General features: G+C 72.3%; 28 protein-coding genes and 1 other RNA gene. 10 read left to right on the top strand and 19 right to left on the bottom strand.

Translation table 11 applies throughout. From position 1 onward, the window contains the following. Positions 1-56: 56 nt before the first annotated feature. On the bottom strand, positions 57-836 hold the full coding sequence (locus ACLQ2X_RS16660; protein ID WP_425681934.1) for a histone: 780 nt from the start codon (positions 834-836) through the stop codon (positions 57-59). 529 nt (positions 837-1,365) lie between these two features. On the opposite strand from ACLQ2X_RS16660, the gene ACLQ2X_RS16655 reads away from it, so the two are divergent. From ACLQ2X_RS16655 to ACLQ2X_RS16645, 3 genes are all read left to right on the top strand, one after another. Beyond that, complete coding sequence (locus ACLQ2X_RS16655) at positions 1,366-2,445, top strand: DNA glycosylase AlkZ-like family protein (protein ID WP_425681933.1); 1,080 nt, start codon at positions 1,366-1,368, stop codon at positions 2,443-2,445. A 211-nt stretch (positions 2,446-2,656) separates the two neighbouring features. Beyond that, entirely contained in the window at positions 2,657-3,028 is a 372-nt protein-coding gene (locus tag ACLQ2X_RS16650) for a hypothetical protein (protein WP_425681932.1), read from the top strand. Further along, positions 3,025-3,510 carry a roadblock/LC7 domain-containing protein gene (locus ACLQ2X_RS16645; RefSeq protein WP_425681931.1) on the top strand — a complete coding sequence of 162 codons (486 nt, stop codon included), beginning with the start codon at positions 3,025-3,027 and terminating at the stop codon, positions 3,508-3,510. The genes ACLQ2X_RS16650 and ACLQ2X_RS16645 overlap by 4 nt, the downstream gene beginning before the upstream one ends. An 86-nt stretch (positions 3,511-3,596) precedes the next feature. On the opposite strand, the gene ACLQ2X_RS16640 is transcribed toward ACLQ2X_RS16645, so the two are convergent. Beyond that, positions 3,597-4,553 carry a threonine/serine dehydratase gene (locus tag ACLQ2X_RS16640; protein ID WP_425681930.1) on the bottom strand — a complete coding sequence of 319 codons (957 nt, stop codon included), beginning with the start codon at positions 4,551-4,553 and terminating at the stop codon, positions 3,597-3,599. A gap of 128 nt (positions 4,554-4,681) precedes the next feature. Here ACLQ2X_RS16640 and ACLQ2X_RS16635 point away from each other — a divergent pair, with 128 nt between their 5' ends. The 4 genes from ACLQ2X_RS16635 to ACLQ2X_RS16620 all read left to right on the top strand — a co-directional run bounded on the left by ACLQ2X_RS16635 (position 4,682) and on the right by ACLQ2X_RS16620 (position 7,564). After that, on the top strand, positions 4,682-5,518 hold the full coding sequence (locus ACLQ2X_RS16635) for an alpha/beta fold hydrolase (RefSeq protein WP_425681929.1): 837 nt from the start codon (positions 4,682-4,684) through the stop codon (positions 5,516-5,518). Between the two features lie 9 nt (positions 5,519-5,527). After that, positions 5,528-6,382, top strand: coding sequence for a helix-turn-helix domain-containing protein (locus ACLQ2X_RS16630; RefSeq protein ID WP_425681928.1), 855 nt, complete (start codon positions 5,528-5,530; stop codon positions 6,380-6,382). A gap of 106 nt (positions 6,383-6,488) precedes the next feature. Next, positions 6,489-7,073: a suppressor of fused domain protein gene (locus ACLQ2X_RS16625; RefSeq protein WP_425681927.1), complete on the top strand. Its 585-nt coding sequence runs from the start codon at positions 6,489-6,491 to the stop codon at positions 7,071-7,073. Positions 7,074-7,087: 14 nt separating this feature from the next. After that, positions 7,088-7,564, top strand: a complete 477-nt coding sequence (locus ACLQ2X_RS16620) for a hypothetical protein (RefSeq protein WP_425681926.1) — start codon at positions 7,088-7,090, stop codon at positions 7,562-7,564. A 13-nt stretch (positions 7,565-7,577) separates the two neighbouring features. Here ACLQ2X_RS16620 and ACLQ2X_RS16615 read toward each other — a convergent pair whose 3' ends face one another. The 6 genes from ACLQ2X_RS16615 to rnpB all read right to left on the bottom strand — a co-directional run bounded on the left by ACLQ2X_RS16615 (position 7,578) and on the right by rnpB (position 11,657). Next, positions 7,578-8,105: a hypothetical protein gene (locus ACLQ2X_RS16615; protein ID WP_425681925.1), complete on the bottom strand. Its 528-nt coding sequence runs from the start codon at positions 8,103-8,105 to the stop codon at positions 7,578-7,580. Positions 8,106-8,245: 140 nt separating this feature from the next. Beyond that, the gene (locus ACLQ2X_RS16610) at positions 8,246-9,031 is read right to left on the bottom strand and encodes a maleylpyruvate isomerase N-terminal domain-containing protein (protein WP_425681924.1); all 786 of its coding nucleotides are present in this window, start codon (positions 9,029-9,031) and stop codon (positions 8,246-8,248) included. 564 nt (positions 9,032-9,595) lie between these two features. Then, on the bottom strand, positions 9,596-9,958 hold the full coding sequence (locus ACLQ2X_RS16605) for a hypothetical protein (protein WP_425681923.1): 363 nt from the start codon (positions 9,956-9,958) through the stop codon (positions 9,596-9,598). Beyond that, positions 9,955-10,323 (bottom strand): hypothetical protein, encoded by a 369-nt coding sequence (locus tag ACLQ2X_RS16600; RefSeq protein WP_425681922.1) that lies wholly within the window; start codon positions 10,321-10,323, stop codon positions 9,955-9,957. Before ACLQ2X_RS16600 ends, ACLQ2X_RS16605 begins: the two co-directional genes overlap by 4 nt. 293 nt (positions 10,324-10,616) lie before the next feature. After that, positions 10,617-10,850: a hypothetical protein gene (locus ACLQ2X_RS16595; RefSeq protein ID WP_425681921.1), complete on the bottom strand. Its 234-nt coding sequence runs from the start codon at positions 10,848-10,850 to the stop codon at positions 10,617-10,619. Between the two features lie 398 nt (positions 10,851-11,248). Next, positions 11,249-11,657, bottom strand: an RNA gene (rnpB, locus tag ACLQ2X_RS16590) — RNase P RNA component class A. A gap of 116 nt (positions 11,658-11,773) precedes the next feature. Here rnpB and ACLQ2X_RS16585 point away from each other — a divergent pair. Continuing rightward, positions 11,774-12,535 (top strand): sulfite exporter TauE/SafE family protein, encoded by a 762-nt coding sequence (locus tag ACLQ2X_RS16585; RefSeq protein WP_425681920.1) that lies wholly within the window; start codon positions 11,774-11,776, stop codon positions 12,533-12,535. 79 nt (positions 12,536-12,614) lie between these two features. On the opposite strand, the gene mctP is transcribed toward ACLQ2X_RS16585, so the two are convergent. From mctP to ACLQ2X_RS16550, 7 genes are all read right to left on the bottom strand, one after another. Then, positions 12,615-14,270, bottom strand: coding sequence for a monocarboxylate uptake permease MctP (gene mctP, locus ACLQ2X_RS16580; protein WP_425681919.1), 1,656 nt, complete (start codon positions 14,268-14,270; stop codon positions 12,615-12,617). After that, on the bottom strand, positions 14,270-14,512 hold the full coding sequence (locus ACLQ2X_RS16575; protein WP_425681918.1) for a DUF3311 domain-containing protein: 243 nt from the start codon (positions 14,510-14,512) through the stop codon (positions 14,270-14,272). The genes mctP and ACLQ2X_RS16575 overlap by 1 nt, the downstream gene beginning before the upstream one ends. A 143-nt stretch (positions 14,513-14,655) precedes the next feature. Further along, positions 14,656-15,828, bottom strand: coding sequence for a bifunctional RNase H/acid phosphatase (locus ACLQ2X_RS16570; RefSeq protein ID WP_425681917.1), 1,173 nt, complete (start codon positions 15,826-15,828; stop codon positions 14,656-14,658). Between the two features lie 5 nt (positions 15,829-15,833). Further along, entirely contained in the window at positions 15,834-16,571 is a 738-nt protein-coding gene (locus ACLQ2X_RS16565; RefSeq protein ID WP_425681916.1) for a zinc ribbon domain-containing protein, read from the bottom strand. Then, positions 16,568-17,434 (bottom strand): Nif3-like dinuclear metal center hexameric protein, encoded by an 867-nt coding sequence (locus tag ACLQ2X_RS16560; protein ID WP_425681915.1) that lies wholly within the window; start codon positions 17,432-17,434, stop codon positions 16,568-16,570. The genes ACLQ2X_RS16565 and ACLQ2X_RS16560 overlap by 4 nt, the downstream gene beginning before the upstream one ends. A gap of 92 nt (positions 17,435-17,526) precedes the next feature. Further along, complete coding sequence (locus ACLQ2X_RS16555; protein ID WP_425681914.1) at positions 17,527-18,108, bottom strand: flavoprotein; 582 nt, start codon at positions 18,106-18,108, stop codon at positions 17,527-17,529. After that, positions 18,105-19,334 carry a helix-turn-helix domain-containing protein gene (locus ACLQ2X_RS16550; protein WP_425681913.1) on the bottom strand — a complete coding sequence of 410 codons (1,230 nt, stop codon included), beginning with the start codon at positions 19,332-19,334 and terminating at the stop codon, positions 18,105-18,107. Before ACLQ2X_RS16550 ends, ACLQ2X_RS16555 begins: the two co-directional genes overlap by 4 nt. A 209-nt stretch (positions 19,335-19,543) precedes the next feature. On the opposite strand from ACLQ2X_RS16550, the gene ACLQ2X_RS16545 reads away from it, so the two are divergent. Together ACLQ2X_RS16545 and ACLQ2X_RS16540 are read left to right on the top strand one after the other, a co-directional pair. Further along, positions 19,544-20,215: a bifunctional DNA primase/polymerase gene (locus ACLQ2X_RS16545; protein ID WP_425681912.1), complete on the top strand. Its 672-nt coding sequence runs from the start codon at positions 19,544-19,546 to the stop codon at positions 20,213-20,215. Between the two features lie 121 nt (positions 20,216-20,336). Beyond that, positions 20,337-20,498, top strand: coding sequence for a hypothetical protein (locus ACLQ2X_RS16540; RefSeq protein ID WP_425681911.1), 162 nt, complete (start codon positions 20,337-20,339; stop codon positions 20,496-20,498). 44 nt (positions 20,499-20,542) lie between these two features. Here the strand turns inward: ACLQ2X_RS16540 and ACLQ2X_RS16535 are convergent, their stop codons facing one another. The 4 genes from ACLQ2X_RS16535 to ACLQ2X_RS16520 are packed head-to-tail and all read right to left on the bottom strand — an operon-like array spanning position 20,543 to position 24,774. Then, positions 20,543-21,325: an FAD:protein FMN transferase gene (locus ACLQ2X_RS16535; protein WP_425681961.1), complete on the bottom strand. Its 783-nt coding sequence runs from the start codon at positions 21,323-21,325 to the stop codon at positions 20,543-20,545. A gap of 50 nt (positions 21,326-21,375) precedes the next feature. Next, positions 21,376-21,975 (bottom strand): FMN-binding protein, encoded by a 600-nt coding sequence (locus ACLQ2X_RS16530; RefSeq protein WP_425681910.1) that lies wholly within the window; start codon positions 21,973-21,975, stop codon positions 21,376-21,378. Positions 21,976-21,988: 13 nt separating this feature from the next. Further along, on the bottom strand, positions 21,989-23,404 hold the full coding sequence (locus tag ACLQ2X_RS16525; RefSeq protein ID WP_425681909.1) for a ferredoxin reductase family protein: 1,416 nt from the start codon (positions 23,402-23,404) through the stop codon (positions 21,989-21,991). Then, entirely contained in the window at positions 23,401-24,774 is a 1,374-nt protein-coding gene (locus tag ACLQ2X_RS16520) for a DUF1501 domain-containing protein (RefSeq protein ID WP_425681960.1), read from the bottom strand. Before ACLQ2X_RS16520 ends, ACLQ2X_RS16525 begins: the two co-directional genes overlap by 4 nt. Between the last annotated feature and the right edge of the window lie 6 nt (positions 24,775-24,780).

The raw sequence follows: 24,780 nt of genomic DNA, 5'->3' as shown, positions 1-24,780 counted from the left end.
AGCGCCCCGCACGTTCCGCTCACCGGCGCGTCGGCCGGTGTGGCGTACGGCGGGTGTCAGGCCCGCCGGGCCGGGGCCTTGCGCGCGGTGGTGGTCTTCTTCGCGGTGGTCTTGCGCGCGGTGGTGGTCTTACGCGCGGGCGCCTTCTTGGCCGCCGTCTTGCGGGCCGCCGGTCTGGTGGAGGCGGTGGCCTTCTTGGCCGGTGCCTTCTTCGCGGCGGTCGTCTTCTTCGCCGTCGTCGTCTTCCGGGCGGTGGTCGTCTTGCGGGCCGGCGCCTTCTTCGCGGTCGCTGTCTTCTTCGCCGCCGTGCCGGTGCGGGCCGTGGTGGTCTTCTTCGCCGCCGTGGTCCGCTTCGCCGCCGTGGTCCGCTTCGCCGCCGTGGTCTTCTTGGCGGTGGTGGTCTTCTTGGTCGCGGCCGACGTGGTCTTCCGCGCCGGTGCCGTGCTCTTGCGCGCGGCCGTCGTCTTCTTCGCCGTCGTGGTCCGCTTCGCGGCCGCCGTCTTCGCCGCCGCCGTCTTCTTCGCGGCGCCCGCCTTCCTCGCGGCCGTGGTCTTCGTCGCCGTGGTCCGCTTCGCGGTGGCCTTGTTGGCGGGCGCGCTCTTGGCGGTGGTCCGGCTGGCCGGCGCCTTGCGCGCCGCCGACACGACCTTCTTCGCGGCGGCCTTCTTCGCCGCCGCCTTCTTCGCCGGGGTCCGTCCGGCACCGGCACCGGAGGCGCTCGGCGACGCCTTGGTGACGGTCGTGGACCTGCCCGCGGTGGTCCTCGTCGCGGTCGCCCGTCCGGCGGTCGTCCGTTTCGCGGCCGGGCGGGGGGTGGCCTGCTGTGCTTCGGCCATCTCGGTTCCCTTTCCTGGGGACATGCTCTCGCCCTCGCGGAGCACGGATCACCTCGACGCGGGCACTCCCGCGTCGTCTAGCGGCCCTCCCCGGCCCAACGGGCGTCCTCGGCCTCCCACGCTTCGTTACGCTCCCGCACCTGCTGCAGGGCGTTGTCCGCGTCGGCGGCGGAGGAATACGGTCCGAGAACGTGCCTGGCGGGACATACGTCGGCATCGGTCTCGACCCGGTGGTGTCGAGTGCACCAGTAGTAGTGCCCACCACTTCCGTCGTCGCTCATGCGATCACTGTGCACCGCGAACCGCCCGTCCGCCACCGGAACGGCACAAATAGCCTGAGTTTCTCCACATTAGACCTGCTCGGAGCGCCGCCGGGCCGGGTACGGCCGCCGCCGGCCGGGCCGCCGCAATCGCGTACGCCAGGGCGTAGGGGATGCAGGCCAGGAAGAACATCGACTCGGCGAGCACCCCGTCCGCACGGTCCGGCGGGGTGCGGCGCTCGGCCGGCCGGCCGACTAGCCTCGCCGGGGTGACCCCGCACCGGCTCGACCGGACCACCGCCCGCCGACTCGCCGTACGCGCCCAGTTGCTGGACGCGCACCGCCCGACCGGTCTGCTCCCGGTGGTGCACCGGCTGACGTTCCTGCAGATCGACCCGACCGCCGCGATCGCACCCAACGCGGACCTGGTCGCCTGGACCCGCCTGGGCGCCGGCTACCACCCGAGCGACCTGGTGCGGGAGTTGGAGCGGGAACGCAGCCTGTTCGAGCATCGGGCGATGATCCGGCCGATGGCCGACCTGGAGCTGCACCTCGCCGAGATGGCCGCCTGGCCCTCGGCGGGCCGGTGGCGGGAGTGGCTGACCGCCAACGACAGTTTCCGCCGCTACGTGTTGGACGTGCTGCGCGACGGCGGTCCCCGGCTCAGCCGGGACATCGAGGACCGCAGCGTGGTGCCGTGGCCGTCCACCGGCTGGACGAACAACCGCAACGTCACCCAGATGTTGGAGTTCCTCGCCGCCCGCGGTGAGGTCGCCGTCGCCGGTCGGGTCGGCCGCCAGCGCACCTGGGACCTGGCCGAGCGGGTCTACCCGCCCACCGCCGCGGTGCCCGCCGAGGAGGCCGCGCGGCGGCGCGCGGAGCGGCTGTTGCGTTCCCTCGGCATCGCCCGGCGCGGCGTGGTCGGCGACGCCGGCGAGCCGGCGCAGGTCGACGGTACGTCCGGCGAGTGGCGGGTCGACCCGGCCGCGTTGGACGGCGCGCCGTTCGCCGGGCGTACCGCCCTGCTCTCCCCCTTCGACCGGCTGGTGCACGACCGGGTCCGCGCCAAGGACCTGTTCGACTTCGACTACCGGCTGGAGATGTACGTGCCGAAGTCGCGGCGGCGCTGGGGTTACTTCGCCCTGCCGGTGCTGCACCACGACCGGCTGGTGGGCAAGGTCGACGCGACGGCCGACCGCCGGGCGTCGGTGCTGCGGGTCGACGCGATCCACCCGGACGTGCCGTTCCCCCCGGAGCTGACCGCCGCCGTGCACGCCGAGCTGGCCGCGCTCGCGTCCTGGTCGGGCCTGCGCGACCTGCGCCTGCCCGAACAAGCCCCGAGCGCGTAGCAGCCAGGCCCATGATCGACCATCGGGTGGCCTGGCGGCCTTCACCGGCCCGGCGGCCCGTGCCGCGGGGACCGCTCAGGTGGATCACCGGACGCCAGGATGCGGGGTCGCGATCCATATGCGAGCCTCGACGAACCATAATCGCGGACGACGCCGCCTGTCAGCCCGCTTCGGGCGGCGGCGTCTTCCGGCAGAACTGGGGAGAACAATCGTGAGCAATCTTGACATCGCGCTGAAGAACGCGATGAGCATCGACGGCGCGATCGGGGCCGCGCTCGTCGACTACACCAGTGGCATGACGCTCGGCGTGGCCGGGGGCACCAACGAGATCGACCTGACCGTCGCCGCCGCCGGCAACACCGACGTGGTGCGAGCCAAGATGCGCACCATCGAGATGCTCAAGCTCGACGACGAGATCGAGGACATCCTCATCACGCTCGGCGGCCAGTACCACCTGATCCGGCCGCTGAGCAACCGCACCGGCAAGGGGCTGTTCCTCTACCTGATGGTGAGCAAGAGCCGCGCCAACCTCGCGATGGCCCGGCACCAGCTCCGTCAGGTCGAGGAGAGCCTGGAGCTGTGAGCCGGGTGGACGACCTTCCTCGCCGTACCCGTTCCCAGACCGGCACCCTGCCGCCGGCACGCCAACTGCCGCCCTCACTGGCCGGGAACCCGGCGCTGCCGTACCCGGCCATCGGCCAGGAACTGTCCGCGCTGCGGTTGCAGATCCCCGGTGTGCACGGCTGCGTCCTCGGTGGTGTCGACGGGCTGCTCGTGACCCACAACCTGCAGAACGGCGCAGACCCGGACGACCTGGCGGCGCTCGCCGCCACCACGTACGGGCTGGGCCGGCAGGTCGGTTCCCGGCTGGGCCAGGGTGAGTTCCAGCAGTCCACCGTGCGCAACCAGGGCGGCTACCTCGCCGTGTACGCGATCAACGGGCACGCCCTGCTCGCCGTGGTCGGCACGGACACCATCAACGTGGCCCGCCTGCACCTGAAAGCGCCGGTGACCGCGGCCCGCCTCGCCGAACTGCTCGACGGCGTCGGCCCGACCGCACGCTGAACCGCGCCGGTCGCGTCGGCCCCCTGCCCCGCCCCGGGGCCGACGCGACCGGCGGTGGGTGCCACCGGGGCCCGCGCGGCGGGCGGTCAGAGCCCGAAGCGCCCCGCCCAGGCGGTGACGTCGGCGACTGTGGTGTTGCCGCCGCAGACCACCAGGCCCAGCCGGGCGTCGGCGCCGACCCGCTCGCGCACCAGGCGGGCGGCCGGCAGCAGGCACCCGGCGGCCGGCTCGGCCCAGACCTTGGCGTGTTCGGCCATCTCCAGCGTCCCGCGCACCGCCTCGGCGTCGGAGACCACGAGGACGTCGGTGACGAGCGCCCGCACATGCTCGTAGGTGAGCGGCGCAACACTCGGCGCGCTCAGCGTGGTGACGATCGACGACAGCGGCACGTCGACCGGCCCGCCCCGGGCCAGGGCCTGCGACATCGCCTGCGCGCCCTCGGTCTCCACACCCCAGATCCGCACCTGCGGTCGCCGCGCCCGCAGCGCCGTGGCCACCCCCGAGATCAGCGCCCCACCGCCGATGCTGACCAGCACGTCGGTCAGCTCACCGGCGTCGTCGGCGAGTTCCAGGCCGACGGTGCCCTGCCCGGCGACCACCAGCGGGTCGTCGAACGGGTGCAGCAGCGTGACTCCCTCGTCCCGCAACCGGTTCATCAGCGCGAACGCCCCGGCCATGTCGTCGGTCACCCGCACGTCCGCGCCGGCCGCGCGCGCCAGCTCGACGGCCCGCGCCGGGGCGGTCCGGGGCATGACCACGGTCGCCGCCACCTCGCAGACGCCGGCCATCACCGCGACGGCGATGCCGTGGTTGCCGCCGCTGACCGCCACCACCCCGGCCGCCCGCTCGGCGTCGTCCAGGGCGAGCAGCTTGGCGGTCGCACCCCGGGCCTTGAACGATCCGGTACGTTGCAGCAGCTCCAGCTTGGTGGTGACGGGCACCCCGAGCAGGTCGGACAGGCCCGGGCTGGGCAGGGTCGGCGTGCGGACCACGACACCGGCGATCCGGTGCGCGGCCGCCTCGATGTCGGCGAGGGCGATCATCAGCGCAGCGTGCCACACCCGCCGGTCACACGCGGCTCCCCGAGGTGGGCGAGCTGCCGGTGGCTCGTCACCTCCGCGACGACATTTGTCCAAGACGGGCAGCCGGTGGCCCGCGCAGAATCACCTGCATGAGTGAGCACGACGTTGAGTACGTGCAGGGAATGCACGTCGTCCACGACGGCCCGCGGCAGGCGCCACCGCTGTTGCTCATCCACGGCTCGGGGACCGCGAGTGCCTCCTGGGGCCCGATGGTCCCGACACTGGCCGGCCACCATCACGTCATCCGGGTCGACCTGCCCGGCTGCGGCCAGTCCCCGCCCGCGCCGTCCTACGACGTGCCCGCCCAGGCGAACCGGGTGGCAGACGTCCTCGACGACCTCGGTCTACGCCAGGTGGCCGTCGCCGGGCATTCCAGCGGCGGCTACGTCGGCACCGCGCTGGCCGAACAGCGCCCCGACCTCGTGGCGTCGCTCGCGCTGATCAGCACCGGTCCGAGTGTCGACGTACTCCTGCCGCAGCCGGTCGTCCTCCGCATCCTGCTGAGCCCGCCACTCGGCCCGCTCATCTGGTCGGCCCGGCCGGACGGGTGGATCCGCAAGGGAATCGGCGCGACGGCGGCTCGCCCGGTGGACATCCCGGACGACATGGTCGCCGAGGTGCGTGGCATCACGTACCGCACCATGAGGACGGTCCTTCGCGAGAACACCGCGTACATCGTCGAGCGCGGCGTGCCCGCGCGCATCGCCGCGCTCACGATCCCCGTGCTGGTGATTTTCGGCGCTGCCGACCCGCGCTGGGACCCGGCGTCGGCGCACCGGTACGGCGCGGCGCCCAATGCGCGGGTGGCCATGCTGCCCGGCGTCGGGCACCTGTCGGTCCTCGAAGCGCCGGAGGCCACCAGCGTCCTGCTGCTGGACTTCACGGCGACGAGCATCGACATCCCGCCCGTCATCCCCGAGGCATAGGCTGAGCAGGTGCCGTCGAGCGGTTCCCCACCCGCCTGGGCGTGGTCGGACGTGGACGTGGCCGTTCCGCACCCGTCACGTCGGCTGCCGGGGATCAGCATGGCCGGGTTCCGCCAACGCACCCCCGCGCTGTGGGACATCGCCATGGTGGTGCACCCGGCCGTCACCCTGCTCGTCGACCTGAGCGAGGACGAAGGCGCCGTCTACGACGTCCACGGCCGGCACCAGCGTGGCAGCGTGGCCGTCGGGCTCCTCCCCGGCGGGCTTCGGGCGACCGGCCGGGCGAGGGTCGAGTGCCTCCAGGTTCGGCTGGATCCGGTCGTGGCGACCGCGGTTCTCCCCGCCTCGACCGAACTCACCGGCGCGGTCGTGTCGCTTGAGGATCTCTGGGGGCGCGACGCCGGGTGTGCCGAGGACCGGCTGCGCGCGGCGGTGTCGTGGGACGAACGGTTCGCGATCGCGACGGAGATCCTCGGCCGACGGCCGGCCGACCGTCGGATCGACCCCGAGGTCGTCCACGCCTGGCGGCGGACGCTGACCAGCCGGGGGCGGCTGCGGGTCGACGGCTTGGCGGACGAGGTGGGCTGGAGTCGTAAGCGCCTGTGGTCCCGCTTCCGGTCCCAGCTCGGCGTCACCCCCAAACGCGCCGCCCGGCTGGTGCGGTTCGACCACGCCGCCCACCTTCTCGCGGCGAACCACACCCCCGCCAGCGTTGCCACCGCGAGCGGCTACGTCGACCAGTCGCACCTGCACCGCGAGGTCTCCGCGTTCACCGGGCTCACGCCCACGGCCGTGGCCGCCGCTCCGTGGCTCGCGATAGACGACGTCGCGTGGCCGGCTCCACCGTCCACCCGCACCCGATGACCGGTGGCCTCACGCACAGCCTGCCTCCCTGTCAGGGACAACGCGCAAGAGTCGGCGTGACGTAACCTGGCCAAGATCATGAAACAATCGTGAGTACGGGGTAAAAGTGACGGAGATTCTCGACGAGGCACCGGGCTGGGATGCGATCGAGACGGCGGTCGCCGCCGTTTCGGACGACCACGACCCACTGCACTGGGGTACGGACAGCCTGCCCGGTCAGGGCCTCCACGGCATGAGCGCGTACCGGTGTCCCGGCTACTGGCTGCTGGTCACCTTCGGGCTGACCGAGCTGTTCGGCAAGGACAGCGCCAACCCGCACGTCAGCGGCTGGGGTTTCGAGTTCACCATGCGGGTTCCGCGCGACGGCGCCCAGCCGCCCGCGTGGTCGCTGCGCCTGCTGGAACAACTCGCCGGCTACGTGTTCAGCACCGGCCGGCCCTTCGCCGACGGGCACCGCATGGACCCGGGCGGCCCGATCACCGGGCAGCCGGACACCCGGCTGCGCGCCCTGGCCCTCGCCGCCGACCCGCACCTGCCGGCGATCAGCTCGCCGCACGGCGCGGCGCGGTTCCTCACCGTCGTGGGGATCACCCCGGAGGAGATGGAACGCATGAAGGCCACCTCCACCGCCGAGGTGCTCGGCGAACTGGCCCGGCACTCACCCCTGCTCGTCACCGACCCGACGCGATGACCGAACGTCGCGACGTGACGACGTCGCACCCCATGGACATCGACGAGGACCGCCTGCTCCTCACCGACCCGGCCGCCGCACGACGCGGCGCCCACACGAGTGTCCTGATGGGCGCCCTCGTGTTCCTCATCCTCACGTTCTTCACTGTCGGGGGAACGATCCTGGTGAGCGTCGGCGAGGTGGTGGCGTTGCCGTTCGCGATCGGTGGTGCTCTCGCCCAACTGTCCGCCGCCACCGTGGTCGGCACCGTCCTGTACGACCGGGCGGGCAGTGACGGGGTGTCGGTGTCCCGGGCACGCCTGGCCCGGACGAGCCGGGTCCTGAAGGCACTCGGCCGGCTGTTGCTGGCCGCGCTGGCGACCCTCGGCCTGTACTCGCTCACCCGGTTCGCGCTGGGCGACCCGTGGACCCTGGTGACCTCCGGCTTCATCGGCATTGTCCTCTGGGCGTTCTACCGCGGCACCGTCCGGATCCGCCGGGGCCGGCCGTGAGCGGGCAGGTGCGTCAGGTGTCGTACTCGCCGCTGTCCCACGGCTCGGTGAAGGCCATGTAGTCACCGGGCTCCAGGGTGACCCACCACGCCTCGTCGTCCTCCGGCGATCTGGGGACGAGACCGAAGGTCGTACCGAATCGTTCGGTCGCGAACGGTTCGACCTCGATGCGGGTGAACGTGACCTCCCCCAACTCCGCCAGCCGGGCGTCGTACACCGCCCGGCGCGCCGCGCGGTCCATCCCGGCCCGGGGCCCGAAGGCATCGATCCGGGCTTCCAGGAAGCGTCCGTCGGCGTCGAAGAGGAACAGCGCGACGAATTCCTGACCGCCCTCCCCTTCCTGCCCGCCAGGTTCGAAGGGAGTGGTGAGGAAGAACTGCCGTCCGTCGGCGGTCCGCCCCACATGCTCGGCATGATAGTCATCAGGATCGATGGCGAGGCGGCGCGGTGGTCCGGCGCTCATCTGGCGCGTCCTTTCCTCGGCTGCCGGCCTGTGCCGTCGCGGTGGTCGTATCGGCATCCTGCCGTCCACGTACGACACGACGTCCGTCGCCCCGGCTCCGTCGTCCCCGCTCTGGGATGAAGGGGGCACCCTCAGCAGGTGGGAGCCGACCCCGACCGACACAAGGTCTACCCGGCCAACCGGCGGTGCGTCAGCGCAGGATCCGATGTCGTCGGTTGTCACAGGGAGGGATCCCAGGCGGCGAGCTGGTCGAAGATTCGACGGTCGCCTTCGAACTCCAGCGCATCCAGCGGTATGCGGCCGTAGAAAAACAGAACCAGGTCACTTGCCGTACCCCAGGCGGAGGCGTCGACCGTTTCAGGATCCCCGCCGCCAGCGGGCGTGAGGCGGGCGACCTGTGCGCCTTCGCGGGACAGCCGCAGACGCCAGGAGTAGCCCTCGGTGGCGTGGTAATCGACGACGGCGGGCTGGTGTGGCCAGGCGACCGTGGTGGCGCAGAGGGTGAACTGGCAGTCGTCGAAACCGTCGAGGGCGACCTCGACCGGCAGCGGCTGCGGGGCACCCAGGGTGAGCTGGGCATCGTAGGTGTGCACCGCGATCTCGGGAACCTGGCGACGCGCCCAGGCACCAGAGGTTTGCGGTGACGGCGAGTCATCCCACCACGTCCAACAACCGCGATCCGGGCCCGCCTCACGCAGCACGCCCGTCAGGTGCGCGACGGACTCGGTCCACCAGGCCAGCAGCGCCTCGCGATCCCGAGGCGCACCCGCGCCGTCGTCCCAGGCCGACTTGTCCGGGGGCGCGTCCGCGGGCCCCGCGACGACGATGGCGGCCGACTTGCGGCGGCCCATCCCCACGTGTTGCACAAGATCGAACAGCGTCCGTCCGGGATGGGTCGGAACCTGCATACCGAGACTGGGTGCCGCGGCCACCGCAGCGCGGAGCGCGGCCGACCGTTCGTCGATCAGCCGCAGGTGATCGGAGAACGTGAGGATTTTCTGCACCCGGCTTTCTATCACCGAGCTCCGACGACCGGACAGCGAATTCCGCAGCCGATCGCGCCGGCCGCCCCAGCACTGACACGTGCCCCTGGTTGACGCGTGGACGAGCGGCATCCACCACGTGGAAACCACTCGCACAGCGGTCGCCGGTGAAGTCGTGGGGGCATCCGTCGTCGGCGATCATGGAGCGGCTGCCCGCCATGCCGTGGTGACACACAGCTCATCGACTATCCAGCGGCCGGTGCGTTCACCGTCGCGTAGGAGCCACCGCACCCGTGGCAGATCCGCTGTCGGTGGAACATCGAGAACGACGAGCCCGAACATGCCCCTCCCGCTCACCTCCAGCGGGGCGAAGCCAGCCAGGACAACGTCCTCGAAGTGTTGGCCTGTTCGCGTGGACAGGGCTTCCGGCTGCCGCGCCAGTCCAACCCCGGGACTGGCTTGCCACCGCATCTCCGAGCCTCGCCAGGAGCACCACCGCCAGGACGTGCCCGCCATTCACGACAGCCGGCGGCACCGCGCAGGAGCCCCGCCAAGCCATCGAACGGCCGTCAGGACGAGGCTCTCTCACGGCATGTTCCCGCTCAGCGGGCGCCCAGCGGGAAGTTCGTAGCCGCTGCGGTCAACGGTCGGGTAGGTGGCGTCCAGGCGGGCCGCGTTGCCGGTGTCGGTGTGCCGGTAGTAGTTCGCGGTGCCTTGCAGCGCATCTCGTGACTTGTTCAGCAGGTCGACCAGGTGGGTGAGCCGCTTGGTCATCTCATCAACGAGCTGCCCATGAGCCTGCCACGCCTTGTTCAGTAGCCCTTGGCTGTCGAACTGCATGTCCGTGTGCCTGAGCATGTACGCCTTCGCTGTTTGGGCATCGTTGCTCGCGTCGTTGATGAGGGACGCGGCCCGGTCCAGGGCACCGGGTTCGACGAAGAAGCTCACGACAGCAGGTCCCCGATGACGCCCGTTACGACGAGCAGGACGGCGGCGGCGAGCAACGCGAGGCCCATGATCCGACCGCGCCGCTTCGACTCGGCGTTGTTGGTTGCCCGGTAGACGCGCAAGCCGGTCACTGCGGCAACACCGAGGGGCACCGCGACCGACAGGAAGCCGAGGAACGACCAAGGGTCGAAGACTCCCCGTTCGTCTCCGGCAATGGCTAGCTGGTAGACGACGTTGCCCAGGGCGAGGAGGCAGAAGAAGAACAGCACCATCGACACCAGTGCCACGCTCTTGCGGAAGTCGTGCCACTGATCCAGCTTCTCCGGCACCGCCGTCACCCGATCCGTCTGCCCCGTTTCACTCACGCCCGCACCATCCCACAGGACAACCACCGAGCGCGACCCCGCCTTCACTCAGTGATTCAGCCTCGACATGCAGACTTCAGAACGAGGTGGCTGCTACCGCGGAAGGTGGGTCTTTGTGATCTTTGTGATCTTTGTGATCTTCTGCTGCCGAATTCCTCTGTTTTGGATCAAGGCACCGCGCTCCGCGCGGTGCGGGGCGGCAAGCCCGGCCGGCGGCAAGCCGCCCCGGCCGCCTACGGCGCCGGGGCGGTAAGCCACCGACAGCCGCCGGGACACCGCCCCACAGTCAGATCTCAGCTCAGCGCGAGTTCGTCCGGGAAGCGCTCGTGAAGCGCGGCGACCACATGCCGCAGGCAGTAATCGAGGCTGTGGCCGTCGACCCTGATCAACGCGCCGTCAAGCCGCTGACCCGAGATCACCACGGTCCAGGGCTTGCGCTCCCGTTCCCCGTCAATCTTGACCAGCCCGACCAGACCCATCTCCCCCAGGTGCTCCAGCAGCTCCGGCACGCACGCATCCCACCTCATCCACGAATGGGACCACCAAGACCGCTACGGAAGCCAGCGGGGTCGGCCTGGTCGTGCGTCGGGGGCTTCCGGCTGCCGCGCCAGTCCAACCCCGGGACTGGCTTGCCACCGGGTCGTCGGATCGCGGCACCAGCTCCACCGCGAGGACGTGCCCTACCCTCCCTCACAGCCGCCGGCTCGACCCCGAAACCATCGAGCGCAGCCGGAGACAGCCCAAGGCGGCACAGCCAGGCCCGACCCGAGATGAGGTCAACTGAGCCGACACTCAGGCCGCCTCCAGGCCGTCTCAGGCCGTTGCCAGGCCGTCAAACGCCACCCAACGATGACCAAGGTCAACCAACGGCACCAGATAAACGACCAGCTCAGAGCCATGATTGAGGCTCTGAGCTGGTGGGCGACGGACGAGTCGACCTGTACGCCGGATTCTGTGCCCGGCACGCCCGAAGGCGCGCCGGCGGCGGCCATCCATCTCGGCCTGCCGTTGCCGGCAGGCTCCAGCGGCCTACCCGCAGACATCGGGCGGGCAGCCCTCAAGCGTCTGCGCGGGTCGTCATCTTGCGGTGACGGCCCTTTCTTGGCCTTGCTCCGGGTGGGGTTTACCGAGCCACCCCGGTCACCCGGGGTGCTGGTGGGCTCTTACCCCACCGTTTCACCCTTACCGTCCCGTAACGGGGCGGCGGTCTGTTTTCTGTGGCACTGTCCCGCGGGTCACCCCGGGTTGCCGTTAGCAACCACCCTGCCCTGTGGAGTCCGGACGTTCCTCGGCGACGGGCCGGAGCCCGTCGACGCGACCGCCCGGTCGACTCGTCCGTCGCGCCCTCATCCTAACGACGCGCCCGCCGCCCCCGATTCCACCCCGGGCGGCGCGGACCATCTCATCCGACGCGGCGTGCCGGCCTCCGGCGTACTAGCCTCGGGGGATCATGGACCTCTCCGACGCCGTACTCCTGGTCGCCGCCGGTCTGGCCGCGGGCACGGTGAACGCGGTTGCCGGCGGGGGCTCGTTGATCACGTTCCCGGCGTTGATCGCCACGGGCCTGCCGCCGGTGGCGGCGAACGTCTCCAACTCGGTGTCGGTCTTTCCCGGGTACGTGGCGAGTGTGGCGGGCAGCCGGATGGACCTGCCGCGCGGGCGGGCGCTGTGGTCGCTGTTGCCGACCGCCGTGTTGGGCACGATCGCCGGGTGCGCGCTGCTGCTGGCCACCCCGGCCCGCGCGTTCGAGGTGGTGGTGCCGTTCCTGGTGCTCGGCGCGACCTCGGTGCTGGCGTTCCAGGGTCCGCTGCGCCGGCTGGTCGGCCACCCGGAACGGTTGGGCGCGCGCCGCCGTACCGTCACCGTGCAGGTCATGGTCGCGCTCGGTACGGTGTACGGCGGTTATTTCGGCGCGGCGCTCGGGGTGATGCTGGTGGCCGGGCTGGCCCTGGTGCTGGACGCGACGCTGGCCCGGGTGTCGGCGGTGAAGAACCTGCTGTCGGCGGTGGTGGGGTTGACCACGCTCGTGGTGTTCGCCCTGTTCGGGCCGGTGGACTGGGCTGCGGTCGCGGTGGTCGCGCCGGCCACCCTGTTCGGCGGGTACGCGGGCGCGCGGCTGGCCCGCAGGCTGCCGCAGGTGGTGTTGAAGGCGGTGATCGTGCTGTTCGGCACGGCCATCGGTCTATACCTGCTGTGGCGGGCGCTGACCTGAGCTGGCGGCCCGGCCGGCCGGCGAGGTGTTAAGAAGGGCCCCCGCCTCTACCGGAGGCGTTAAGCGGGGGCCCTTCCTTTCAGGCGACAGGTTCGCGGGCGGAGGTGGCGTCGCTGTCGGTGCCGGGGGTCACCCGGGGGTCACCCTCGTCGGCGAAGTAGTCGTCTCCGGTGGTGTGGTCCGGCCCGTCGGCCACCTTCGCGGCCCGCAGCACAAGCGTGAGCAGCGCGGCGACCAGCAGGTTGGCCAGGACTGCCACGATCCCCACGTAGATCGTCTTGGTGGTGTCGAAGCCGAACTTCTCCAGCGGGAACGCCGAGCCGGCGAAGTGCTTCTTGCCGGTGGCCGGGTTGCCGATCTGGTAGAGCATCCACATGCCCAGGCTCATGCCGGCGGCCCAGCCGGCGATCAGCGCGCCCCGGTGGAACCAGCGGGTGTAGAGGCCCAGGGCCACCGCCGGCAGCGTCTGGAGGATGATCACGCCGCCGATGAGCTGGAGGTCGATGGAGAACTGCGGGTCCAGGAAGACGATGCAGGCCACCGCGCCGACCTTCACCACCAGCGAGGTGATCTTGGAGACGTTCGCCTCCTGCGCCGGGGTGGCGTCCCGCTTCAGGTACTCCTTGTAGATGTTGCGGGTGAACAGGTTCGCCGCGGCGATCGACATGATCGCCGCCGGCACCAGCGCGCCGATGCCGATGGCCGCGTACGCCACGCCGGCGAACCAGTCCGGGAACTGCTGGTCGAACAGCAGCGGCACCACCGTGTTGCCGTCGGTCGTGCCGGCCTTCGCGCCGGGCAGCGGCTTCACGTTCGCCGCGATCGCCATGTAGCCGAGCAACGCGATCAGCCCGAGCAGCAGGCTGTACGCGGGCAGCGCGGACATGTTCCGCTTGATCACGTCGCGGTTCCGGCTGGCCAGCACGCCGGTGATGCTGTGCGGGTAGAGGAACAGCGCCAGCGCCGACCCGAACGCCAGCGTGACGTACTGGAGTTGGTTGTTGGGGTTGAGCAGGATCCCGTCGCCGGGTGCCGGGCTCGCCTGGAACTTCGCGTCGGCCGCGTCGAAGATCGCGCCCCAGCCACCCAGCTTGTGGGGCAGCCAGATCACCGCGACCAGGATCACGATGTAGATCAACGAGTCCTTGACGAAGGCGATCAGGGCGGGGGCGCGCAGCCCCGACTGGTAGGTGTAGGCGGCCAGGATCGCGAACGCGATGATGATCGGCAGGTGCCGGGCCAGCGCACTGTCCCCGGTGACGCCCATGGTCTTGAGCACCGCCTCGATGCCGATCAGTTGCAACGCGATGTACGGCATGGTGGCGACGATGCCGGTGATCGCGACCAGCAGCGCGAGGATCGGCGAGCCGAACCGGTTGCGCACGAAGTCCGCCGGGGTGACGTAGCCGTGCCGGTGCGACACCGACCAGAGGCGGCAGAGCACCAGGAACACCAGCGGGTAGATGACGATCGTGTACGGCACGGCGTAGAACCCGAGTGCACCGGCCCCGAAGACCAGCGCGGGCACGGCCACGAACGTGTACGCGGTGTAGAGGTCACCACCGACCAGGAACCAGGTGACCCAGCCGCCGAAGCTGCGCCCGCCCAGCCCCCACTCGTCGAGGTGGGCCATGTCCCGCGGTGCCCGCCACCGGGCCGCCACGAAGCCCAACACGCTGACCAGCAGGAACAGCAGCGAGAAGACGATGATCTCGGTGAGGTGGTCGCGCCACATCAGTGCGCCCCCCGCTTCTTCGTCATCTGGTAGACGAGCGTGGTGGTGCCGACGCCCAGCAGGATCCAGGCCAGTTGCAGCCAGTAGAAGCGGGGGAACCCGAACAGTCGCGGCGCGTCGGCGTTGAAGAAGGCCGGGATCAGCGGCACCACGATCGGGATGAAGAGCAACCAGTTCCAGGGACTCTTGTCCTTCGCCCTGGATCGCGCCGTTTCCGGCGCCTCCGGTTCCGGTGCGGCCATGTGACACCCTCCGGGCATTCGTAGTCGGCCATGTGACGGCCGGAGGCTACGACCCGGTGAACGGGATCACATTAGATCGGGGGACGCCGATGCGCCGAGTGGGCGCCGCCGTGCGCCGAACGGCCGGCGGCTCCCGGCGGCCGTCACCCCTCGGACAGGTGCGAGGTGTCGTTCACCGAGCGGACCGCGACGCCGCCGTCCGGGTACAGGTCCACCACCGAGATGCCCGCCGTGTCCAGGTAGAGCCGGTGCAGGAACGCGTCACCGGCGGCGAGCGCGTCGCGCAGCACCAGCTTGATCGGCGAGACGTGCGAGACCACCACGACGGTCTCCCCCGGGTACGCCGACCGCAGCCGGTCCACCGCCCGGCCGGTCCGCTCGGCGACGGCCACGAACGACTCGCCCTGCGGCGGGGCGACCCGGGTGGACGCGAGCCACGAGTCCAGCTCCGCCGCCCAACGCTCCCGCACCTCGGCGAAGGTGCGCCCCTCCCACACCCCGAAGTCGCACTCGATCAGGTCGTCGTCGGTGCGTACCGGCGGGTCGCCGACCCGTGCGGCGATCGCCTCGGCGGTCGCCGTACAGCGGGACAGCGGTGAGCTGACCACGGCCGCGGCGGACGGGGCCAGCGCGGCCACCCGGGCGGCGGTGGCCGCGGCCTGGGCCCGCCCCCGGTCGGTCAGCGGCACGTCGCCCCGGCCGGAGTAGTGCTTGCGCACGGTGCGTTCGGTCTCCCCGTGCCGCACCAGGATCAGCCGGGTGGCCTCCTCGGTCGGGCGGGGTTCCCAGGAGGCGGGTGTGGTGGCCGGGTCGGTGCCGGTGGCCCGGGTGACCGCGGCTTCCCGCTCCCGCGGCGCCGACGCGGTCGCGCCGCGCGGCGCCGCCTCGGCCGGGGCCGCGCCAGAGGCGGCGGCGTCCATGGCCGCGTTGGCGAGGGCGTCGGCGTGCCGGTTGCGGTCCCGGGGGATCCAGGTGAACCGCACGGCGGTGAACCGACCGACCAGCGCGGCGGCCTGGGCGGCCAGCGGGCGCAGCCCGGGATGCTTGATCTGCCAGCGGCCGCACATCTGCTCGACCACCAGCTTGGAGTCCATCCGCGCCTCGACCTCGGCCGCGCCCAGTTCGGCGGCGGCCTCCAGGCCGGCGATCAGGCCGCGGTACTCGGCCACGTTGTTGGTGGCCGTGCCGATCGCCGCCGACCGCTCGGTCAACACCTCACCGGTCTCCGGGTCGCGGACCACCGCGCCGTAGCCGGCCGGCCCCGGGTTGCCCCGGGACCCGCCGTCGGCCTCGATCACGACCGCGCGTACCGCCATGGCGACTACAGTCCCGACTCGTTGGTCCGGACCATGATCCGCCGGCAGTCCTCGCAGCGGACCACGTCGTCCGGGTCGGTCCTGCGGATGCGGGCCAGGTCGACGCCGGACAGCTCCAGCCGGCAGCCGCCGCAGCGGCCGGCGGTGAGCAGCGCGGCGCCCATGCCGGTGTCCGCGCGGATGCGCTCGTAGAGGTCGACCAGTTCGGCCGGCAGGTCACCGGCGAGCGGCTGGCGGGCGGAGCGCTTGAACTCCTCCTCCTTGGCGATCTCGGCGAGCGTCTCGTCGCGACGCCGCTCGGTCGCGGCCCGGCGCTCCCGCACCTCGACCAGCCGCCGCTGCACGTCGTCGAGCGCCCCCTGCGCGGTCTCCCGCTGCTCCATCAGCTCCAGCTCGGCGTCCTCCAGGTCGCTCTGCCGGCGGTTCAACGACACCAGCTCGTGCTGGGTGGCCTCCAGCTCCCGGGCCGGGCCGCTGCCGGAGGCCAGCCGGGCCTCGTCCTTGCTCTTGCGCGCACGCACCTGGTCGACGTCCTTCTCGATCCGGGCGATGTCCCGGTCCAGGTCGTCCACGGCCACCTGGGCGCGGACCCGCTCGTCCTCAAGCGCGGACAGCTCCCGCGCCTGCGCGTCCAGCTCGGCGGTCTCCGGCAGGCTGCGGCGGCGGTGCGCGAGCTGGGCCAGCGTGGTGTCGATCGCCTGCAGGTCGAGCAGGCGGCGCTGCACCTTCGGGTCAGCCTTCACGGTCGGGGCTCCTTGTCGTCCGGTCGGGGCGCGGCGGCGTGCACGGTCCACGGGTCGGTGTCCAGGTCGGACACCACGACCTCGACACCCAGCTCGTCGGCCAGGTGGGCGGCCAGGTCGTCCAGCCAGGGCCGTTCGGTCGCCCAGTGGGCGGCGTCCAGCAGCGCCGGGCCACCGGCGGCGAGGTGCTCGCCGGCCGGGTGGTGGCGCAGGTCCGCGGTGAGGAACGCGTCCGCCCCGGCCGCGGTCGCGTCGGCGAGGAAGCTGTCCCCCGAACCACCGCTCACCGCGAGGGTACGAACCATACGCCCGGGATCACCGGCGGCGCGAACGCCCCAGGCGGTGACCGGGAGCACGGCGGCGGCCACTCGGGTCAACTCGGCAAGCGTCATCGGGGTGGGCAGCTCGCCCACGCGGCCGATGCCCCGCCCGGGGCCGGCGGCCGGTGAGCCGGGACGCGGCGGGTGCAGCGGGCGCGACCCGGTCAACCCGAAGCGGGCGGCGAGGGCGTCGGACACCCCCGGGTCGGCCACGTCGGCGTTTGTGTGCGCCACGAACAGGGCGACGTCGGCCTTGATCAGCCGGTGCACGATCCGCCCCTTGTACGTGGTGGCGGCCACCGAGGAGACGCCGCGCAACAGCAGCGGATGATGCGCGACGATCATGTCCGCCCCGGCGTCCAGCGCCTCGTCGACCGTCTCCGGGACCACGTCCACCACGCAGGCGATGCGGCGTACCGGCCGGTCCGGTTCGCCCAGCACCAGGCCCACCCGGTCCCATTCCTCGGCCCAGGCGGGCGGGTAGCGGCGGTCCAGCGCGGCCACCACGTCGGCGACCGTGGGCGGCGATCCGGTTGTGCTCACGGCCGGCCAGCTTACCGGCGTCCGGGGCGGTACGCGCCGACCGCCATCGAGCTAGGGTCCCCGGACCTCACCGGAGGACCCCCGCCCGTCCCTCAGCCGACCGGCGAGACCGGCCGGTCCGCGCCGCGCAGGGCGGCCAGGCCGGCGTCCCACGGGAACCCGGCGGCGTGCCGGTCGCCGGTGCCCGGCGGGTGCGGGCGTACCACGTGGTCGCCGAAGACCACCCGGACGCCCCAGCCGGCGAGCCGTTCCAGGCTGGCCTGGAACGCCGGGTGCCGGGCCATCGCCTCGTTCGTGTACGGGACCGCCGCGATCGGCACCCCCAGCCCCTGCGCCTCGATCAACAGGCCGAGCGCGAGCGTGTCGGTGATGCCCACCGCCCACTTGTTGACCGTGTTGACGGTGGCCGGGCAGACCAGCATGGCGTCCGCCGAGGGCAGGACGTCGCGGTCGCCCGGGTTCTTGTAGTGGGTGCGGACCGGGTGGCCGGTCTGCCGGGCCAACGCCGCGCGGTCGACGAACTTCGCGCCGTCCGGCGTGGTGACCACGCAGACCGTCCAACCCTCCCGCTGCGCGAGGTCGACCACCCGGCCGACGTGCCGGGCCAGCGGCGAGCCGCAGGCGATGACGTAGAGCACCCGCCGCTGCCCGCCGCTGGGGTGCGGCCCGGTCATACCCCGACTCCCATGTGCTCGGCCAACTCCGCGATCGGCGCGGGCGGCGCACCACGTGTGCGACGGAGGATCTCGGACATCAGTTCGTGCGCGATGGGCCGGCACCGGATCTCCGAGGGCGCGAACCGGTCGCCGCGCAGCAGCATCTCGCCGGCGTTGGCGACGTCACCGATCTGGGAGAACCCCCGGGCCAGGTCGAGCATGTGGTGCGCGCGGCGTTCCGGCAGCAGCGCGTTGAACGCCGGTTCGGACAGCCCGTGGTGGGTCTCCACCGCCCGGCCGCCGTCGCCCAGCTCGACCGCGGCGGCGGCGCGGTGCAGCTCCAGGTTCGTCGGGCCGAACGAGGTCCAGTAGTGGTTGTGGTCGCCACCGAGCAGGGTGGCCGCCTCGGCGGCGCCGGAGAGCAGGTCGTCCACGGTCGCCGAGTCGCCGATGCGTGCGGCGGCCATCGCCCCCTGGAGCAGCAGGATGCCGTAGACGGAGAGGCGTTCGGGCCGGGCGTCGTTCTCGCCGCCGGGGGCCAGGCGGTTGGCGATGCGCACGTTGAGTTCGAGCGCGGGGCGGGGCCGACCTATCGCGACGAGCGCGTTGCAGACCCGGGTGGTGGCGATGCCGGCCAGCAGCGGGTCGTCGGCCCGCTGGGCGACCGCCATGGCGCGGTCGGCGGCCAGCCAGGCGAGCTCGCCCTCGCCGAGCTTGCGCAGCACCGACGAGGTGATCTGGTAGACCTGCCCGAGCAGGTGGGCGGCCTCCCGGGCCTGGTCGCTGTCGCCGTAGCAGGCGTCCGCCGCCTGGGCGTCGCGCAGCAGCTTGGGCAACGCGCGGGTGAGCATGCCGTAGCGGCCGTACTGGTAGGTGAGCCAGGCGTGGTTGACCGCCTTGCGCGTGTCGGCAAGCGGCGGGGGGCAGGGCGCCGCGTCGAAGTAGGCGCTTATCGCGTCATAACGCACCAGGGAGGTGCGGATCTCCTCCACCTCGACCTGGTCGATGCAGTTGAGCGCGTCGACGCGCCGCTCCGGGTCCCGGCCGTGCAGCAGTTGCACGTCGATCTGGAGGATGTCGGCGATCTCGTAGAGCACGGAGAACTTGTCCAACCGGCGGACGCCGCGTTCGACCTTGTCGACCCAGCTCTTGGATTTGCCGAGCCGATCGGCGAACACCTGTTGGGACATCTTGCGTCTGGTCCGCCAGTACGAGACCCGCCGGCCGATCGGCAGTTCGTCCATCCGTGCTCCCCCCACCCGCGCCGGTCGGCTCCCCGTCCATCAGGTTTGACCTGGTCGCACAGGGTGTGCGTCCGCCGTTCAGTCAGTTCTCGTAGTTTTCGTGCAAGTTGCACCGGCCGTTCGTCAGGTCAACGATCGCGGGTTACGACAGTGACGGCCTTCGACGTGTGGCACGTGGACGCTTTGCCGGGGGCGAGAGGGGATGGCACATGTGGAGGAACGTCCGACCGCGCGTCGCTCACCTGACACCGCTGGAACGGGTCCGGCTGCGCCGGGTCGCGGTGCGGTACGCGCTGCACGGCTGGCCCGTCACCCCGGGCGCCTGCCTGGCCAACAGCCGGTTCGTCTGCGGCCGGCCCGGCTGCCCCACCGTCGGCTGCCACCCGGCGCTGGCCGACTGGGAACACGCGGCCAGCACCGACGCGGCCCGGGTGGCCGGCTGGTGGCAGGAACGCCCGCACGGCGTCCTGCTGCCCACCGGGCACGCGTTCGACGTGCTGGAGGTCGCCGCCCACCTGGGCCGGCAGGCGCTGGAGACGGTCGCCAACCATCCGGCCGGCTTCGGGGTACGCGGGCCGGCGCTGGTCACCCCGACCGGCCGGTGGATGTTCCTGGTCCGCCCCGGCGACCCGCTGCGGCCGGAGCTGGAGCACTGCTTCCACGTGGTGCGGCACGGACCCGGCTCGTGGATCCCCGCACCGCCGACCCGGCTGCCCGAGGGGACGGTGCGCTGGGCGGTCGCCCCCGAACAGGCCCGCTGGCAGCTACCCGACTCGTACCTGGTGCAGAACGCGCTGATCGGGGCGCTGCGCGGGGCCGGGGTCACGCTCACCACCGACCTGCTCCCCGGGCACCTGCCGCTGCCCCGCCGGGGCCGCTGAGCCCGTCGCGGTGGTTCCGGGGACGCGCGGGGCCCCGGACGGGTGCCCGACAGCGACCTCACCGGCACCGGGCTCGTTGAGCCTGCCGAGAGCGCGTGTGCGCCAGAGCGGGGGTTCGACGATGTCCAGGGACGACGCTGCCCGCTACACCGGCGGCACCGAACCAGCGCGGCACCGCCGCCGTCCCCGCCTGTGGGCCTTCACCCGCCCCCGGGGCACCCGCCCCGGCCGCCCCCGGCCGGCCGGCTCCCGGCCGGCCATCCTCCACCGCCCGCTGCGCTGACCACACCGCACGGCCGCGCCGGAGCCCGGGCGCCACGGTGCTCATCAGGTCGGCGGCACGACCCGCCGGGTGAACGTGCCGCCAACCTCATCATCGCCGGGCGGGGGGTCGGTGGGCAGGGTGCGGGAGTGGAGCAGGCGGGCGTCGTCGGTCACCACCGCGTGCCGCCACGGGCTGGGCAGGCGGTCCAGCCAGCCGATGCCGGACGGGCCCATGGCCACCGCGGCGGTGGCGTACCCGTCGGCGACACCCAGGTCCGGGCCGATGACGGTGACCGAGCTCAACCCGGTCGCCGGCACACCCCGGCGCGGGTCCACCACGTGCGGCCCGCGCTCGTACCCGCCGGAGGTGGCGACCGCCAGGTCGGTGCCGGTGAGCACCAGACAGACGGACATCGCGTTCCACGGGTGGCGAATCCCGACCCGCCACAGCCCGCCGTCCGGCGCGTGGCCGCGCACCCGCACGTCACCGCCCGCGTTCACGCAGTGGTTCGGCACGCCCGCGGCGAGCAGCCGGTCCGAGGCGACCTGCGCCGCCCAGCCCTTCACGTAACCGGACGGGTCGAGCCGGCCGGTCGCGTACACGTCGAAGAAGCCGTCCGTGGCGGTCCACAGGTCGGCGCAGCGCTCCAGCACCGCACGCAGGTCGGCGGAGGCGTCGGCCAGCCGCAACTCACCGCGGTCCAGGCGGCACACCTCGCTGTCCTCGCGGTACGTGCTGAACCGCGCGTCCACCTCGCGCAGCCAGTCGAACGTGCGCTCGGCCGCGGAGTGCAGGGTGGCGGCGGGCAGGTCGTCGGCCAGGTCGAGGCTGATGGCCGTACCCATGATGTGCTCGACCCGGCGCAGGCCGGGCCGGACGGCGGCGGCCGGACCGGTCACGCCTTGTCCAGCGCGGCCTGCAACGACTGCTTGTACGCGATGCTGGTCTCGGTGGCCCCGGAGACGGTGCTCAGGTTGGCGCTCTGCCGGTCCACCACCTCCCCGGACGTGCCGCTGTAGCGGGCCTGCACGTCGTCGCTGCGCTGCCCGGACTGCCCGCCGAGCGGCATCCCCAGCGCGGTCGCGTCGACGATCCGGTTGCCGCTGAGCGTGATCCGGACCTGCAATGAGCCGAACTCGAACTTGACCGCCGAGCCGGTGACCGTGCGGGTGGTGACCTTCGGCGCGGTGCTCGTGGTGCGGGGCGCCGCAGGTGTGGTGCGCGTGCGGGTGCTGCCCCGGCTGGCCGGGCTGCGGTCGGCGGCCGGCTTCGGGGTCGGCTTCGCCGAGGCGCGGGGCGTTCCCGACGGGGTGGCGGCCGGCACGGCACCGGTGGGGGCCGGTTTGTCGGGGTCCGTCGAGGCGCCCGGGGTGGCCGGGGCCAGCGCGGCCGGCACCTCCTGGGCGGACGGCCCGGCGCCCGGCCCGCCCTTGAGCACCACGAGAGCGGTGGTGCTGGCGGCCAGACCGGTGATCGCGAACAGGGCGCGACGCATGGGCAGTGCCTTCCTACAACTCGAACGCGGTCAGGTGGATCTGGCGGCGGGGCACACCGGCCGCGCGCAGCGCCGTGACGGCCTCGTCGACCAGGCCGGCCGGGCCGCACAGGTAGACGTCGCGGCGGGTCAGGTCGGGCAGCAGCCGGCGCAGCCCGTCCGGGTTCATCACCTGGCGCGGGCCGGGGTCGTCACGGCGGCCGACGACGTACCAGACGGAGGCCTGCCGGGCCTGCGCCAACCAGTCCAGTTCCTGGTGCAGCAGCACGTCGGCGGGGGTACGCGCCCGGTAGATCAGCGCCGCGCCGGGCGGCAGTTCCTCCAGCATGGCCCGCAGCGGCGCGATGCCGCTGCCGCCGGCGATCAGCAGCGCCCGCTCCCGGGTGCGGTGGGCGGCGGTGAACGTGCCGGACGGTCCCTGCGCCCACACCCCGGTGCCGGGGGTGAGGTCGCGCAGTTCGGCGGTGTGCCCACCGACGACCTTCACGGTGATCCGCAGCCAGCGGCCGTTGCCGGCGGCGGAGACGGAGAACGGGTGCGACTGCCACCAGCAGCCGGGGTTGAGGAACCGCCAGCGGAAGTACTGCCCGCCGAGCAGGTCGATCTGGTTGAGCCGCTGCCCGGTCAGATAGACCGAGATGCTGTCCGGGCTCTCCGCCACCACGTCGGCGACCCGCAGCCGGTGTCGCAGGTTGAACACCAGCGGCGCGACCAGCCGACCCCACACCAGCGCGGCCACCACGAGCACGTACCCGGCGATCCAGCCGGTGCGCACCGGGCCGGGTTCGTAGAGCTGGGCGCCGTTGCTGAACTGGTGGGCGTAACCGAGCAGCAGCGTGGCATAGCTGGCCAGGTGCAGCACGCGCCACAGCTCGTACGGCATCCGGCGACGCACCGCGCGTACCGCGGTCAACCCGACCGTGACCAGGACCCCGGCGGCCGCGAACGCGGTGACCATGTCCTCGTAGTCGGTCAGCAGCACACCGACCTCGTCGAACACCGAGTTGCTCTCCTGCCGGGCGTAGCCCACGACCAGCAGGGACATGTGGACGAGCACGGTGACCAGCAGCGTCGCGCCGAGGTCCCGGTGCAGCCGGGAGATCCGCTCGCCGCCGAGCGTCCGCTCCAGCACCCCGAGCCGGCTCATCATCAGCACCTGCGCCAGCAGCAGGTAGCCGGCGATCAGGCCGGTGATCCGGCCGCCGGCGGTGAGCAGGTCGGCCGGCCCGGCGAGCGACCCGGCCGGGGTGTCCAGCCACCACGGCAGGACCGCGGCGACCAGACCCAGCCAGAACACCGCCGTCAACGCGTGCCGGCCGCCCGACCCCCGACGCGGCCGACCCGGGGGTACGGAAGCAGCCGAACGGCCGCCGTACGGGGCGGAATGCCCGGTACGGCGGCCGGCGGCGTGGGTGTCCTGGTAGGTCACGCGTAGATCTTGACCGGGGTGAACTTCTGCCGGGGGAAGATCTTGTCCACCTGGGCGGCGGTCAGGCCGAAGCGGCCCTGCGCCACGGAACCGTAGACGTTGAACATGTTGTTGTACTCCGGCACGTCGCCGCTGTCCAACTTGTCCAGTCCGTTCCAGGTGCCGAGCAGCGAACCGGCGAGCTTGCGGCCGGACAACACGGTGACCACACCGCCGTGCCCGTGGTCGGTGCCGCCACCGTTGGAGCCGACCCGGCGGCCGAACTCGCTGGACACCATGATCGTCACGTCCGCCGCCTGGTCGCCCAGGTCGGTGAAGAACGCGGCCATGGCCTTGGCCAGTTCGTTGAGCCGCCGCCACAGCTGGCCACCCTCGCGGGTGCCCTGGTTCTCGTGGGTGTCGTAGCCACCCATGCCGACGGTCGCCACCCGCACGTTCGCCCCGCCCTTGATGAGTTGGGCGAGCTGCTTGAAGGAGTTGCCGACGCCCTGGTACTCGACGCCCGCGGCGGCGGCGTACGGCTTCGCGGCCAGCTTCTGCGCGGTGGCCAGCGCGCCCATCCCCTCCTGCACGGCCTCCTCCACCGGGTGGTTGATCCCGGTGAACAGACCACGGATCGCCTTCTCGGTGGCCGCACGGTACTTGTCGGCACCGTTGAGCCGCAGGTCACCGACGCTGTTGAGGGAGATCGCGCCGTTCACCCCGACGAGCGAACGGGGCAGCGTGCTGCCGATACCGACGCTGCGGAACGCGGTGCCCTTGCCGAGCGAGTCGACCAGGCTGTCCAGCCAGCCCCGGCCGCCGGTCTCGCCGGGCAGGCCGCCCAGGTTGCACGCGTCGGCGGCCTGGAAGTGGCTGCGGGACAGCCGCGGGTCGGACACCGCCGGCACGAAGCCGAGCTGCCCGGCCTTGAGCCACTTGTCCAGCGGGGCGAACGCGCTGGTCAACTTGAACCCGCGGTTCAGCGCCAGCGAGTCGTTGCCGAGCAGCAGGTCGGGACGCGCCTTGGCGAGCACCGGGTCGTCGGACGGTGCGACCAGGCTCAACCCGTCCAGCCCGCCGTAGAGGAAGACATGGATCAGCGTGCCGGTCTTCGTCGCCGCGAACGACGCCGACGTGGTGACGAACTGGGCGGTCGCCAGCGCGGTCGCGGTGGCCGCGGCGCCGGCCACGAACGTACGCCGGGTGACGCCCCGGCCGTCCTGCTGGGCTTCCTCGATCTCCTCCAGCCGGCGGTACCGGTCGGTCTCGGCCGCGTTCTCGGCCGCGACGATGTCCGCCTCCGCGCGCAGCAGCGCCTCGGCCGGGTTGTCGGCCAGCCGCCGCAGGTCGGGGCATTCGGGGTGCAGGGGGTACGGGTTCACGGTCATCTCCAT

It is taken from the genome of Micromonospora sp. DT31 (genome assembly GCF_049841795.1).
Classification (GTDB): Bacteria; Actinomycetota; Actinomycetes; order Mycobacteriales; family Micromonosporaceae; genus Micromonospora.
This window is presented reverse-complemented; position numbering and strand designations above follow the sequence as displayed.